The following is a 14,072-nucleotide window of genomic DNA, read 5'->3' on the forward strand; positions in this document are numbered from 1 at the left end:
ATGAAGCTTCGCGTCTACACCACCGAGGCCGGCAAGGATCATGTGCCGCCGGCCGAGCATCCGGAATCGCCCGAGCGCCTGAAGGCGATCGAGCGCGCGCTGTCGCGTTTCGAGACTCTCGACAGGGTCAATGCGCGTGCCGCCACGCGCGACGAGGTCGGGCGCGTTCATTCATCCCGTCATGTCGACTTCGTCTATTCCAAAAGCCCGTTCACCGACCTGGCCTCGCTCGACGCGGACACCTGGATGAGCCCGGGCTCTCTGGAGGCCGCCTTGCAGGCGTGTGGCGGTGCGATCCAGGCGGTCGACGATGTCATGGCGGGCGAAATCGAGGCAGGCTTTGTGGCGGCGCGTCCGCCCGGCCATCATGCCGAGCCGGACCGGTCGATGGGCTTCTGCCTGTTCAACCAGATTGCCGTGGCGGCCGCCCATGCGATCCAGGCCCATGACTGCACGTCGGTGACCATCGTCGATTTCGACGTCCATCACGGCAACGGCACGCAGGCCTATGCCGAATCGGAGGGGCGGGTCTTCTTCGCCTCGATTCACCAGGACTGGCTCTATCCGGGCACCGGGTCGGCCGATGACAGCTCCGATCGTATCCTCAATCTGACGGTGGAACGCGGCGCCGGCTCGTCGATCTGGCGCGAGGCACTGGAAGAACACATCTTCCCCAGGCTCGCCGAAGCGCCGCCCGATATCCTTTTTGTTTCTGCCGGTTTCGACGGTCATCGTGACGACCCGCTGGCCGGGCTGGAGCTGGACGAGGATGATTTTGAATGGATCGGCACGCGGCTGGCCGAACTGACCCGGGAAAGCGCGCACCCGCGGCTTGTATGTACGCTCGAGGGCGGATACGACATCAAGGCACTGGAATCGTCTCTGGAACGGTTCCTTCGCGCAGTCGCGGCGGCCTAGGGGACAAAGAGGCCGGCGCTGTCTCTCCACACTTCGATATTGAAGCGGTAGCCCGCTGTTTGGATATGTCAGACACAGACCCTCAGACTGCGCCGGGCTATATTACGATTGCCCGTCATGGAGAGCCTGATGCCAACCGGCGCGAGCGGTTGGGATGGCAGGCGTACGAGAACTGGTGGGCCAACTATGACCTCGCCGGACTGAAGGGCGGCCAGACGCCCCCGGAATCGCTCGTGCAAGAGGTCGAGGGGGCGCGTCTTCTGTTCGCCTCCACGTTGCGCCGGGCGATCGAGACTGCCGAGGCGGCGAGCGGCGGGCGCGAATTCGACATCAACTCCATCTTCGTCGAGGCGCCGCTTCCCCCGCCGCGCATGCCGGGAAGTTTTCCGGCGCGGACCTGGGGCGTGTTCGCGCGCTGCAGCTGGTGGCTGGGACTGTCGCGCGGACGTGAAAGCCGGGTCCAGGCCGAACGCCGGGCCGAGCAGGCTGCCGATATCCTCATCGAGGCCGCGCAGACCGGACCGGTTGTGCTGTTCGCGCATGGCTGGTTCAACCGGATGCTGCGTCCGGCCCTGCGCCGGCGCGGCTGGCAATGTGTGCGTGACGGCGGCGATCACTACTGGTCCTGGCGCCGGTACGAGTTGAAACACGCTCCGGCAACCGAGCGCGGCGCTTGATCGAACAGGTGATCGCGGCTTGTCTGGCGGCATCGGATACGGCGAAGGAAATGGGCACGATGAGCGATACCCGGCCTGACGACATCAAGGCGATGAGCTTCGAGCGCGCGCTGGAGGAGCTGGAACAGATCGTCCAGCGCCTGGAAAGCGGCGAAGTCGAGCTTGAACAATCCATCGCCATCTACGAACGCGGCGCGGCGCTGCGCAAGCATTGCGAGACCCGTCTGAAAGATGCGGAACTGAAGGTGGAGAAGATCGTCTTCGGCCCGGACGGACGTCCGCAGGCCGAGCCGGCCGATCTCGACACGCCGGGATGAGCGCGGACGAGCCACCCCTGCCGGAGATTTCTCCGGAGGTCTTCTTCCAGGCCGATATCCGTTTGGGAACCATTCGGCGCGCCGAACCCTTCCCCGAAGCGCGCAAGCCGGCCTACAAGCTGTTCATCGATTTCGGTCCGGCCATCGGCGAGAAGAAGAGTTCGGCCCAGATCACCGACGCCTACGCCCTCGAGGATCTGGCCGGCAAGCGCGTGCTGGCCGTGGTCAATTTTCCGCCGCGCCAGATTGGCCCGCTGCAATCGCAGGTGTTGGTTCTTGGTGTTCACGACCGGCAAGGCGCGATACGTCTGCTCGGTGCGGACGGAGATGCGCCCGACGGCGCGCGCGTGAGTTAGCTAGCTGCCGCAGGAGTAGACCGGGGCCGATGACTGCCTTCGTCAAAGAGCTGGAAGAAGCTGCAGACCGCGTCACGGTGGCGCTGGATGCGCTGTTGCCGCGCGCGGACGGGCCGGAGGCGCGTCTGGCCTCGGCCATGCGCTATGCCGCGCTCGGTCCGGGCAAGCGCGTGCGTCCCTTCCTCGCGCTGCAGGCCGGCCGGCTGATCGGCGCCGATGAGCGCGGCCTCCTGCGCGTATCCTGCGCGATCGAGTGCATCCACTCCTATTCGCTCATCCATGACGACCTGCCGTGCATGGACGACGACGATCTGCGCCGCGGGCGTCCAACGGTCCACATCGCCTATGACGAAGCCATTGCGGTTCTCGCCGGCGACGCGCTTCAGGCCGTCGCGTTCGAGATCCTCGCCGAGCCGGACACCCATGTGAACGGTCAGGTGCGCGCTCTTCTGGTCAGCGAGCTGGCCCGTGCCGCCGGGGCGCGCGGCATGGTCGGCGGCCAGGCGCTGGACATGGCGCTGAGCGAGGAGCGGACCGAGGATATCGGCCTCATCACCCGCACCCAGCGCCTGAAAACCGGCGCGCTGATCGCCTACTCGGTCACCGCCCCGGCCATCATGACCGATGCGGGCAAGGAGGCGCGCGTGGCGCTGGACGGCTTTGCGCACGACCTCGGGTTGATCTACCAGATCGTGGACGACATTCTCGACGCGGAAGGCTCGACCGACGAGCTTGGAAAGACCGCTGGCAAGGATGCGCGTCAGGGAAAGGCCACATTCGTGTCCATCCTCGGGATCGAGGGCGCACGTGATCGCGCCACCCGTCTGGCCCGGCAGGCCAAGGAGCATCTCGCCATGTTCGGTGACGATGCCCATATGCTAAGCAGTGCGGTCGATTACGTACTTGATCGGCGCGCCTGACCCTCTACCCGCCGTCCGCCAGGAGACGATATGCCCGACACTCCCCTTCTCGATCGTGTGAATGCGCCGGCCGATCTCAAGCATCTCGACGTCGAGGCGCTCAAGGCGCTGGCCGGCGAGGTGCGCGACGAGATGATCGACGCGGTGTCCGTGACCGGCGGCCATCTCGGAGCCGGGCTCGGCGTGGTCGAGCTGACCGTGGCGCTGCACCATGTGTTCGAGACGCCGGAGGACATCCTGGTCTGGGATGTCGGCCATCAATGCTATCCCCACAAGATCCTGACCGGGCGGCGCGACCGCATCCGCACCCTGCGTCAGGGCGGCGGCCTGTCGGGCTTCACCAAGCGCTCGGAAAGCGAATACGACCCGTTCGGCGCGGCCCATGCCGCGACCTCGATCTCGGCCGCGCTCGGTTTCGCCGTGGCGCGCGATCTCCAGGACAAGGACCACAAGGTGGTCGCCGTGATCGGCGATGGCTCGATGAGTGCGGGCATGGCCTACGAGGCCATGAACAATGCCGGCGATCTGAAGAAGAATCTCGTCGTCATCCTCAACGATAACGACATGTCCATTGCCCCGCCGGTCGGTGCGATGAGCCATTACTTTGCCCGCCAGGTCAGCTCCAAGAGCTATCGTGACGTGCGCAAGCTCGGCAAGGGCGTGGCCAAGGCGCTCGGCGTCGAGGGCGCGGCACGCAAGGCCGAAGAATACCTGCGCGGCATGGCGATGGGCGGCACGCTCTTCGAGGAGATGGGCTTTCGCTATATCGGCCCGATCAACGGCCATGACATGGATGCGCTGGTCGCCGTGCTGAACAATGTGCGCGAGGCCGAAGGCCCGATCCTCATCCATTGCGTCACGCAGAAGGGCAAGGGCTACGCCCCGGCGGAGGCAGCCGCCGACAAGTATCACGGCGTCTCCAAGTTCAACGTCGTCACCGGCGAGCAGGCCAAGAAGAAACCCAATGCGCCCAGCTACACTTCTGTCTTCGCCGACGCGCTGATCGCCGAGGCCGAGGCCGACCCGTCCATCGTGGCGATCACGGCTGCCATGCCGGGCGGCACGGGCGTCGACAAGTTTTCCGAGCGTTTCCCGGACCGCGCCTTCGATGTCGGCATTGCCGAACAGCACGCGGTGACGTTCGCTGCAGGTCTCGCTGCCGCCGGGATGAAGCCCTATGCGGCGCTCTATTCCACCTTCCTGCAGCGCGGCTACGACCAGGTGGTCCACGATGTCGCGATCCAGTCGCTCCCGGTCCGCTTCGCGATCGACCGGGCCGGGCTGGTCGGCGCGGACGGCCAGACCCATGCCGGCAGCTTCGATATCGGCTATCTCGGCGCCCTGCCGGGCATGGTCGTGATGGCGGCCAGTGACGAGGCGGAGCTGGTGCGCATGGTCAAGACCTCGACCCTGATCGAGGACGGGCCGAGCGCTTTCCGCTATCCGCGCGGGGAGGGCATCGGCATCGACATTCCCTCAAATCCCGAGCCGCTGGAAATCGGCAAGGGCCGCATCGTGCGCGAGGGCAGCTCGGTGGCCATTCTCTCGCTCGGCGGGCGGCTGCAGGAAAGCCTGGCCGCGGCGGACTCCCTGTCCGCCTTCGGCCTGTCGGCGACCGTGGCCGATGCGCGCTTTGCCAAGCCGCTGGACGAGGATCTGATCCTGCGCCTGGCGCGCGAGCACGAAGTGCTCATCACGATCGAGGAGGGCGCACGCGGCGGCTTCGGCGCCTTCGTCCTGCACATGCTGGCGGAGAAGGGCGCGCTCGATGCCGGCCTGAAAATCCGCACGCTCACCCTGCCGGACGTCTTCCAGGACCACGACACGCCAGACAAGATGTATGATGCGGCGGGCCTGACGGCGAAACATATCGTCGCCCGCGTCCTCGAAACGCTGGGCCGCGCCGACGACGCGGCGGCTGCACTCGCTTAGGGCCGGCTCCGGCCTGGGGCGGTCCGGACCGCAAGTCCCGCTCAAGCCTCTATCCCGGACGCAAAAAACCCCGGACCTTTCGGTCCGGGGTTTTTCTATGCCGCGCGGTTTAACCCGCGTGACTGGATCTGGTGCTGGCCTAAGCCGGCTGCAGGTCCGTCGCGGAATATTTGCCGCTCTTGGCGTCGCGGGTTTCCTCGAAGGAAACGCGCTGACCTTCCGTGAGCGAGCTCATGCCCGCGCGCTCGACCGCAGTCGCATGCACGAAGACGTCCTTGGAGCTGTCATCCGGTTGGATGAAGCCATAACCTTTGGTGGTGTTGAACCACTTAACAGTTCCCGTAGCCATATGGGAGATAGTCCTTGTAGACAGGAGTAAACGAACCCTCGAAAGGGCTTGGGTGGTATCAAATAAAGGAGGGGTAAGGGATTGGCGCGTGACGCGCGGAGCCGTTAGTCCAGCCAGAATTGATATTGGCACCATACACGATTTCGGCGCGGATGCAATGGTTATTGCGCGGGGGCGCGCGATGCCAGTGTGCGCAGCGCCCGGGCATGGCCCTCCACCGGCGCGTCCTGCGGATAGACCTCGACCTCAAGCTGCGGCGGGAGTCCGGTTTCTTCAAACACGCTCCCGTCCGGCGCCGCAAAGACCTCGCTCGACAATTCCAGATACCAGCCATTGGGCAGCGGCTTGGCCAGCGGGGTGGAGAAGCTGCCCCGCGTCGTCGTGCCGGCATGGGTGACATTGGGCAGCTGGCGCAGCGCCAGCGTGGCGATCTCGCCGCCGGACACCGTGACGTCGCTGGTCAGCACGGTTACCGGGCCAGTATAGCGCACGCCGCCTGCCGGTTCGATCTGGTAGACATGCTCGGGCGTCCCGTCCGCGTCGGTATCCATGGTGTAGGCGGTGAAGGGCCGGGCGGCAAAGCGCGACGCGATGGCGCGCGCGACCTTGTCGTATCCGCCGCGATTGTTGGACAGGTCGAGAATGACCCGGTCCATGTCCTGAAACGCGCTCAGCGCCTCGTCGAAGACAAGGTCGAATTCGGCCAGCTCTGCCGCGCCCCATTCGGCCGAGCCCGGTTGCACATCGCTCTCGGTAAATCCACCCATGGTGAAGACCAGGATATAGCCGGTGCGCCCGTCCAGGCTGCCCCACAGGATGCGATCGTTGGCTGTGAACACCGATCCTTCGTCCAGCACCTCGGTCTGGAGCTGGTCGATCAGGCCGACCAGCCAGGCCATCTCGCCCAGGCTTTCGCGCACGAAGGGCAGGGTCTCGCCCTGGCCGTCCTGGATGCGGAAGGGCTCGCCGTCCGCCGTGCCGATCAGCTTGGTATGGGAATCGGACAGCCCGGCCATCATGGACGCGAGGACATCGCGCAGCGCGGCCTCGCCCATGCCGTCGCGGACCTGGCCGCGCGCCGCATCCACGCGCGCCTCCCAGTCGATCCCGCGTTCGTCAAAGAAGGCGTAATGGCGCGCCATCGCGCCGGCGAAGACGGCGAACACGCCGGTTTCGGTATTCAGATCCTGCGCCCCGCAGCGTTCGGGCAGGCGCGCCACGCGCTCGAACCGGGTCGACTGATCGCCGGGCAGATACTGGAAACCGGCCACATCCCCCTCCGCCGAGGGCAGGATCAACGTGTATTCGACCTGGCCCATCAGCGGGGTGTCCGGGCCCGCAGGCGGCGCGGTGTAGCAGCCAGCCGGCGTATCCTGCCAGCGCGTGATCCCGTCCTCCTCGATCTGCAGGAACCAGCCCTGGGCCTCGGCATGCCACACGCCGCGCGCCTCCGGCGCCAGCGCGCCGTCTGCATGGATCGGCCGGGCCAGTTGCAGGGCGGCTTGGCTCGGGTCGTCCGGGGTGGCCGTTCTCGTATCGGCGCAGGCATTCAGCGCGACGCCAAGGCAGGCCATCGAGCCAACAGGGACGGCACGGGCAAGACGGGCAACGGGGGCAAGACGGGATAGCGGCATGTCTCGGTTTCTCCAAAAGTGACTGCGGTCACCTTTTGGCTGCACACGCGCCCGCGATCAAGTGACAAATTGGCAAACCGGCTATCGGCCCACCTCGATCGCCTGCACGAACTGGGCGATGCGCTCGCTCAGATGCGTGCCCATGTCGGGGGCGGGCGCTTCATGGATCATCCATTCGCGCACCGCGCCGGTGGTCAGGGTCAGGCCCAGCGCGGCCAGCGCGCCCGGATCGTGCGCGGCAGAAATCTCGCCCGCCTCGCGGGCCTGCTCGAACACGCCGCGTAGATAGTCGCGCATGCGCAGATCGCCGTCGCGCTCCACACGCTGGAGCGCCGGTGTGCGAGCCGCCTCGCGAGTCTTCGAGGCGAACATCTCCGGGTACATCCGGGTCAGGTCGACCAGTGCGATCCCGGGCGCAAACACGCGGTCGAACAAGGAGGCCTCCGTGCCGGGCAGGCCGGACAGCGCCTCGCTCACCAGGCGCTCATACCAGGCGGCGAGCACATCGGCCTTGGACGGGAAATGATTGAAGAACGTCCCCTTGGCGACCCCGGCCTCGGCCACGATCCGGTCGACGCTGACCGCGTCATAACCCTCTGCCTCGAACAGCGCGATGGCCGTGTCGAAAAGGCGCTGGCGCACCAGCTGCTTCTTGTGTTCGCGCCGTCCGGTCATGACCCCTGTATCGCGCAGAAAATGACTGCGGTCATCTGCCTGTTGCGGCCAGTCTCCATTGCCTCCCCGGAACGGGCAGGGGATAAGGCCGCCCATGAAAAAGAGAGCCGATACATATCTTGTGGATGAAGGCTATTTCGAAACCCGCGCCAGAGCCCGCGCGGCCATCGAGGCGGGCCGGGTGCGCGCGGATGGCGAACCGGTCACCAAGCCCGCGCAGAAGATCGCGCCGGGCGCGGCGATCGAGGCCGAGCCGGCCCATCCCTATGTCAGCCGGGCGGCGCTGAAGCTGGAGGCGGCCCTGGACCGCTCCGGTCTCGACCCGTCCGGACAGGTCTGTCTGGATGTCGGCGCCTCGACCGGCGGGTTTACCGAAATCCTGCTGAAACGCGGGGCGGCCAAGGTCTATGCAGTCGATGTCGGGCGCGGCCAGCTTCACGCCTCGCTGCGGGCGGACCCGCGTGTGGTCAATCTGGAAACCACCGATGCGCGCGCCCTGTGCGAAGAGGTGATCGAGACTGCGCCCGAGCTGATTGTCTGCGACGCCAGCTTCATCGGACTGGCCAAGGTGCTCGACGTGCCCCTGTCGCTGGCGGCGCCTGACGCGGCCCTCGTCACCCTGTTCAAGCCGCAATTCGAGGTCGGGCGCGAGAATGTCGGCAAGGGCGGCATCGTCAAGGATCCGGCCGCCGTCGAGGAGGCGAGGGAGCGTGTCACCTCCTTCCTGGACGCCGCAGGCTGGCCGGTCGAGGACGAGATCGAAAGTCCGATACTCGGCGGGGACGGAAACCGGGAATACGTCCTGCTGGCCCGCCAATCGCGCTGAGGCTTGTTTCAATCTGGTTTGGTTCATCTGGCGCGCGGCGGCGACCGAGCCTGCCCTTCCGCCAAATGAAACGGCCCGCACCTTGGGTGCGGGCCGCATCTGTCTCGAGGGGTAGAGGCCGGCTGACTACTGCGCCGGGCGCCACATGCCGTCGCTGCCCTGGCACATATAGACCTCGCGTCCGGCCGAGCTCATATAGCGGCAGCTCGCGGTCTGGTAGCCGCTGGTGCTGATGGTCTGGCTGCCCGCGCTGTAGCGGCGCGAGTCCTGGGCCGGTTGCTGGTCGGAATAGCCATAGCCCGAGCCTCCCAGCAATTCCTCATTGGTCGAATACCGACGGCTATTGTCGTAGCGGTCGTCATAGACCGGGTCGGACCCGTAATAGGGATCGTCATAGCCATAGTCGTCGCCATAGCCCTGATCGTAGGTCTGGCCGTATCCCTGGCCGTATCCCTGATCGTACACCGGGCCGGTCTGGCGGTACGGGTCGGACTGGCCGTAACCGCTCTGGCCATAGCGCAGCTGGTCGCAATTGCCGCTGGCGATGGCCGCGCCGGCCAGCGCGCCGACCGCGCCCCCGGCAACCACCGCGCCGTCATTGCCGGCCTCGTCGTGACGGCCGTAGCGGTCGTGACGCGAACGCCGGTCATGACGGTAGCCGGAGTGGCGATAGCCGCGCGAGCTGTAACCATAGCGGTCGTCATACCCGCGGTGGCCGCGATAGCGGTCCCGGTCGCGGTCCTGAGACTCGTCATGGAGTTCCGCGCCGACGACCGCGCCGAGAATGCCGCCGATCACCGCACCGGCGACCTGGCGCTGGCGCTGTTGCTGGACGCATTGCTCGTAGGTGGTGGCGGGGGCCGCGCGATAGCTCTGGGCCTCGGCGCTGGGCGTCATCGCCGGCGCGAGGGCGCTGGCGCCGAGAAGGGCTGTTGCCGCGAGGGTCAAGGTTTTCATCGCTGTGTCTCCAGTCTCGCATCGGGACGCGTGACACACGCCTCCCTTCAATCTTTAAGCCAACCCTAACAAAGCGCCGATGAGTGCGCGATGAACGGTTTGGGTCACGAAAAAGCCCGGGCGCGCGGCGCCCGGGCTCTTGCGGCCTTCAAGAGACTTGAAGGCGCCCCCTTATCCCCCTCCGCAGGTCACTGGCGGCTGGCGACCTCCCAGTAGCCGTAGCGGTTCTGGCACATGCGCACCTGGTCGCGCACGATCTGGCCGTTGGGCAGGAAAATCTCCGCATCGCCCCAGCGGCAGCGCCGGCCACCATAATTGTGATAGGCGCGCGGATGAACGACGCCGTAAACCCCCGAATACGGATTGTGCCAGTAGCCCGGCCCGCTCCCGCCAAAGGCCTGATTCGCGGCATAGTAGTACTGACCGCGATCACAACTGTTGAGCGAGGCACCGATCCCGCCGCCGATCAGACCGCCGGCCAGGACCGCCCCGCCATCGCCGTCCGAGACGGCGCCGCCAAGGAGGGCCCCGATCAGGGCGCCGGCGACGAACTCGTCCCCGCTGGAACGGCAGATACCGTCATAATAGCTGAATCCGACACTGGAGTAGCGGCTATAGGCACGATGATAGCGCCAATTGCGATTGTGATGGCGTCGGCCAGTGTACCTTTGATGACGGCGATACTGGTTATTATAACGGGTCTGATTGTAGTGCCGGTTGCGGTCGTAACGGTCGCGCCGGACGTCGCGGCGGGTATCGTGACGGAAGTCCCGGCGCGCATCGTGGCGGTAATCGCGGCGCGCATCGCGGCGGTGATCTGCCCAGGCGTCGCGGCGGCGGTCTCCCCGGAAATCGCGCCCTGCGTCGCGCCGGTATTCACGCCTCGCTTCCTGGCGGTGGTCCCGGCGCGCCTCTTGGCGGGCGTCGCGGCGATGATCCCTTCGCGCCTCCTGGCGGGCGTCTCGGTGGCGCTCCTGGCGGACTTCCTGGCGTGCCTCGCGGCGGCGGTCCTGGCGCGCGCTCTGGCGGGCTTCGCGATGGACTTGTCCCCGCCGGTTGCGATCGAGATCTCCGCGCGAATTATGCCCGGTGCGGCCGGGATGTCCCCGCTCTTGCTGGGCGTCCACGGCATACGCGCTCGCGAACGCAGGGGCGGCGGGTCCTGCGATCAGGGACAGACTCAAGGCGGCAGCCGAGATGACGGCGGCCAGACCCAGCGATTGCGGCTTCATGCGCCTTCCTCCTGGTCCGGATTATTCCGACGATGAATAAATGTTAACAAACCCTTCCTGTCAGCCAGATGAACGCGCTGGTCATGTTAACCGTTGACCTCAACCGTTGCTTGGCGTTTGTGACCCATCATGAAGCGCAGAAACAAGAACTCCCTCCCGCCAGCGCGCGTGGTCGAGCTCGAGGCCGGACGCATCGGAGCGCGCGGAGACGCCGTTGCCGAAGGCCCGGTCTATGTACCCGGCCTGCTTCCGGGCGAGCGCGCCCTCGTCGAGGTGCGCGGCGACCGCGGCCGGGTCAAGGAGCGGCTCAGCGACTCCGAAGACCGGGTCAAGCCCTTCTGTCCCATAGCGGAACGCTGCGGCGGATGCTCCCTGCAGCACTGGTCGGCCGATGCCTACCGGAACTGGAAACGCTCGCTCGTCGTCGATGCATTGGCAAGAGAAGGGGTGGCCGGAGAGGTCGCTCCCCTGCTTCATGCGCACGGGGAAGGGCGCCGCCGCGCGACCCTGCACGCCCGCAGGGCCGGACGCACGCTGACCTTCGGCTACAGCGAGCGGGCCGGTCACGCGATTGTCGACACAAAGGACTGTCCCGTCGCGCACCCGTTGATTCGACGCAGCTTTCCCGCCCTGCGCAGGCTGGCCGACGCGCTGGTCCCGCAAAAGGGCCAGGTCGACATCGCGGTGACGGCGACCGATGGCGGGCTGGATGTCTCGTGTGACTGGCCAGGTGATATCGTCCTCGATCACCGGCTGACCGCGGCCGAGCTGGCGGCCAAGGAAGGCTGGGCGAGAATCTCGCTGAAGGGAGAGCCGGCGGCCGAGCGATCCACGCCCTATGTGCGTTTCGGCAAAGCAAAAGTCGCGCCTCCGCCGGGCGGATTCCTGCAGGCCACCGCCGCCGGCGAGGCCGGCCTGGCCGAGCGAGCCATGGCCGCGATCAAGGGCGCCCGGACGGTGGCCGATCTTTACGCCGGCTGCGGTTCTTTCGCCCTGCGCGCGGCCGAGACTGCACAGGTGCTGGCAGTGGAGGGCGACGACCGGCCCCTCCGGGCCCTGCGCCAGGGCGCCGACCACACTCAGGGCCTGAAACCGGTTCAGACCCTGCATCGCGATCTGGCTCTGGAACCGATGAGCGTGAAGGAGCTGGAGCAGATCGATGCGGTCATTCTCGATCCGCCCCGCAACGGCGCGCGAAGCCAGGCCGAACGCCTGGCCGACAGCCTCGTGCCCGTGGTCGTCTCGATCTCCTGCAACCCGGCGACCTTCGCGCGGGACGCGGCCATCCTCATTGAGGGCGGTTACCGGATGGGTGAGGTGACTCCGGTCGATCAGTTCGCCTGGACCGGACACGTGGAGAGCATCGCGGTCTTTACCCGCACGCACCACAAACTTTCGTAGGCGCAGCAACGATCTGCCTCTAGCCTGCTTCGCTTGGGAAGCGGCGGAGAGGCAGCGATGTTCATCGGTCATTACGGTCCGGCTTTCGCGGGCGTTCGCGCGGCCCGCAGCGTGCCGCTCTGGGTGCTGTTCCTCTCGGTCCAGGCCGTTGACATCGCCTGGGGCATTCTTGTTGCTCTGGAGATTGAAAAGCTCCGCATCGTTCCGGGCTTCACCGAGGTGAACGCGTTCGATCTCTATTTCATGCCGTACACACATTCTCTACCCGCCACGCTCGCGTTCTCGATCGCGGGCGGCGCCATCTACGCGTTGCTCGCTCGCAAGGAGCAGGTCCTGGGCGGGGTAGTGGTCGGGCTGGCCATCGCGTCTCACTGGTTCACAGACCTGCTTGTCCATGTGCCGGACCTCGCGCTCTGGCCCGGCGGCCCCCGCGTGGGCTTCGGTCTGTGGCAGCATTTCTGGCCGGCGATGATGCTGGAGGGTGCGCTCCTCCTTCTCGGATTCGTGCTCTATCTTGGCGCGACCTCGCCGCGCGGTCTCGTCGGCCGGGTCGCTCCGCTTGTGCTGCTACTGGTTCTCGCAGGTCTTCAGATCATCCACGTCACCGCGCCCCCGGCTGAAGACGCAGCATCCATCGGCCTGTCGAGCGCGCTGGTCTTCGTGCTGCTGACCGGACTGGCGGCGCTTGTCGACTGGACGCGACGTCCAGCCTCCCCCTCGCCTAGGGGGTAGCGTTCTGTGCCAGGGCACGCAGCTTGTGGTCGGCCAGCACAAGGGCTGCCATCGCCTCGGCGACCGGAACGGCTCGGATGCCCACGCAGGGGTCATGGCGCCCTTTGGTGGAGACGGCAACCTCTTCGAGCGAGCGCGTGAGCGTCTGCTTCTCGATCCGGATGGAGCTGGTCGGCTTGATGGCAAGGCGGACAACGAGATCCTGGCCCGTCGATATACCGCCCAGCACGCCTCCATTGTGGTTTGAGGAAAAGGCCGGCTTGCCATCCGCGTCCAGCCGCATCTCGTCGGCCGCGTCCTCTCCGCGCATCGCCGCTGCCTCCATTCCGGCTCCGATCTCGACGCCTTTTGCCGCGTTGATGCTCATCATGGCGCTCGCCAGGTCGGCATCCAGCTTGCCATAAACCGGCGCCCCCCAACCGGCGGGCACGCCGCTGACATGACATTCGACCATTGCTCCGACCGACGAGCCCGCCTTGCGGATCTCATCGAGATCTTCAGCCCACCGGGCCGCGGTGCCGGGGTCGGGACAGAAGAAATCGTTCTGCTCCACGGCCGCCCAGTCCCATGCCGTACGGTCGATGGCCCGCGGACCGATCTGCACCAGCACCGCGCGGATCGATATCCCATCGCCCAGCACCTTGCGGGCGATGGCACCGGCTGCCACCCGGGCGGCGGTCTCGCGCGCACTGGACCTTCCGCCGCCCCTATAGTCACGGACGCCATATTTCATGTCGTAGGTGAAGTCCGCATGACCGGGCCGCCAGCGGTCGCGAATGTCCGAATAATCCTTGGACCGCTGATCTGTATTCTCGATCATCAGGCTGATCGGGCTGCCCGTTGTGACCGGTCCTGGCGTGCGTTCGTCCTCGAACGTACCTGACAGAATCCGGACCTCGTCTGCCTCGCGCCGCTGCGTGACGTGCCGGGAGGTTCCCGGCCGGCGTTTGTCCAGGTAGGGCTGGATGTCCGCCTCGCTCAAGGCCAGTCCGGGCGGACAGCCATCGATAACGGCGCCCAGCGCGGGACCGTGGCTTTCACCCCACGTCGTCAAACGAAAAAGGTGACCGAAGGTGTTGTGAGACATGAAGTGCGCCGCCCTGGTTTTCCAACTGCGCCAAGCTTAGAGAGCGTCGGGGCGGGCGT

Annotated in this window: 15 protein-coding genes; 9 read left to right on the top strand and 6 right to left on the bottom strand. The window is 66.4% G+C overall.

Annotated elements, in window-relative coordinates:
* The 6 genes from E5162_RS00900 to dxs all read left to right on the top strand — a co-directional run bounded on the left by E5162_RS00900 (position 1) and on the right by dxs (position 5,120).
* On the top strand, positions 1-918 hold the full coding sequence (locus E5162_RS00900; RefSeq protein ID WP_135943077.1) for a histone deacetylase family protein: 918 nt from the start codon (positions 1-3) through the stop codon (positions 916-918).
* Between the two features lie 65 nt (positions 919-983).
* Positions 984-1,595: a histidine phosphatase family protein gene (locus E5162_RS00905; RefSeq protein WP_135943078.1), complete on the top strand. Its 612-nt coding sequence runs from the start codon at positions 984-986 to the stop codon at positions 1,593-1,595.
* A 59-nt stretch (positions 1,596-1,654) separates the two neighbouring features.
* Positions 1,655-1,912, top strand: a complete 258-nt coding sequence (locus E5162_RS00910; RefSeq protein ID WP_135943079.1) for an exodeoxyribonuclease VII small subunit — start codon at positions 1,655-1,657, stop codon at positions 1,910-1,912.
* Positions 1,909-2,268 (top strand): tRNA-binding protein, encoded by a 360-nt coding sequence (locus tag E5162_RS00915; protein ID WP_206751018.1) that lies wholly within the window; start codon positions 1,909-1,911, stop codon positions 2,266-2,268. Before E5162_RS00910 ends, E5162_RS00915 begins: the two co-directional genes overlap by 4 nt.
* A gap of 29 nt (positions 2,269-2,297) precedes the next feature.
* Positions 2,298-3,188, top strand: a complete 891-nt coding sequence (locus tag E5162_RS00920) for a polyprenyl synthetase family protein (protein WP_135943080.1) — start codon at positions 2,298-2,300, stop codon at positions 3,186-3,188.
* A 30-nt stretch (positions 3,189-3,218) separates the two neighbouring features.
* On the top strand, positions 3,219-5,120 hold the full coding sequence (gene dxs, locus E5162_RS00925) for a 1-deoxy-D-xylulose-5-phosphate synthase (protein ID WP_135943081.1): 1,902 nt from the start codon (positions 3,219-3,221) through the stop codon (positions 5,118-5,120).
* Between the two features lie 139 nt (positions 5,121-5,259).
* On the opposite strand, the gene E5162_RS00930 is transcribed toward dxs, so the two are convergent.
* From E5162_RS00930 to E5162_RS00940, 3 genes are all read right to left on the bottom strand, one after another.
* Positions 5,260-5,469 carry a cold-shock protein gene (locus E5162_RS00930; RefSeq protein ID WP_135943082.1) on the bottom strand — a complete coding sequence of 70 codons (210 nt, stop codon included), beginning with the start codon at positions 5,467-5,469 and terminating at the stop codon, positions 5,260-5,262.
* A gap of 161 nt (positions 5,470-5,630) precedes the next feature.
* A complete protein-coding gene (locus E5162_RS00935; RefSeq protein WP_135943083.1) occupies positions 5,631-7,103 on the bottom strand; it encodes a S41 family peptidase in 1,473 nt (490 codons plus the stop codon).
* An 81-nt stretch (positions 7,104-7,184) separates the two neighbouring features.
* Positions 7,185-7,778, bottom strand: coding sequence for a TetR/AcrR family transcriptional regulator (locus tag E5162_RS00940; RefSeq protein ID WP_158291150.1), 594 nt, complete (start codon positions 7,776-7,778; stop codon positions 7,185-7,187).
* 94 nt (positions 7,779-7,872) lie between these two features.
* On the opposite strand from E5162_RS00940, the gene E5162_RS00945 reads away from it, so the two are divergent.
* Positions 7,873-8,604 carry a TlyA family RNA methyltransferase gene (locus E5162_RS00945; protein ID WP_135943085.1) on the top strand — a complete coding sequence of 244 codons (732 nt, stop codon included), beginning with the start codon at positions 7,873-7,875 and terminating at the stop codon, positions 8,602-8,604.
* Positions 8,605-8,730: 126 nt separating this feature from the next.
* Here the strand turns inward: E5162_RS00945 and E5162_RS14935 are convergent, their stop codons facing one another.
* Both E5162_RS14935 and E5162_RS00955 read right to left on the bottom strand, forming a co-directional pair.
* Positions 8,731-9,561 (bottom strand): hypothetical protein, encoded by an 831-nt coding sequence (locus E5162_RS14935; RefSeq protein ID WP_206751019.1) that lies wholly within the window; start codon positions 9,559-9,561, stop codon positions 8,731-8,733.
* 188 nt (positions 9,562-9,749) lie between these two features.
* Entirely contained in the window at positions 9,750-10,793 is a 1,044-nt protein-coding gene (locus tag E5162_RS00955) for a hypothetical protein (RefSeq protein ID WP_135943086.1), read from the bottom strand.
* A gap of 129 nt (positions 10,794-10,922) precedes the next feature.
* On the opposite strand from E5162_RS00955, the gene E5162_RS00960 reads away from it, so the two are divergent.
* The gene (locus E5162_RS00960; protein ID WP_135943087.1) at positions 10,923-12,194 is read left to right on the top strand and encodes a class I SAM-dependent RNA methyltransferase; all 1,272 of its coding nucleotides are present in this window, start codon (positions 10,923-10,925) and stop codon (positions 12,192-12,194) included.
* Between the two features lie 57 nt (positions 12,195-12,251).
* Entirely contained in the window at positions 12,252-12,926 is a 675-nt protein-coding gene (locus E5162_RS00965; protein ID WP_135943088.1) for a hypothetical protein, read from the top strand.
* On the opposite strand, the gene aroC is transcribed toward E5162_RS00965, so the two are convergent.
* A complete protein-coding gene (gene aroC, locus E5162_RS00970) occupies positions 12,916-14,013 on the bottom strand; it encodes a chorismate synthase (RefSeq protein WP_135943089.1) in 1,098 nt (365 codons plus the stop codon). The genes E5162_RS00965 and aroC overlap by 11 nt on opposite strands.
* Positions 14,014-14,072 lie beyond the last annotated feature (59 nt).

The organism is Marinicauda pacifica (assembly GCF_004793635.1).
Taxonomy (GTDB): domain Bacteria; phylum Pseudomonadota; class Alphaproteobacteria; order Caulobacterales; family Maricaulaceae; genus Marinicauda; species Marinicauda pacifica.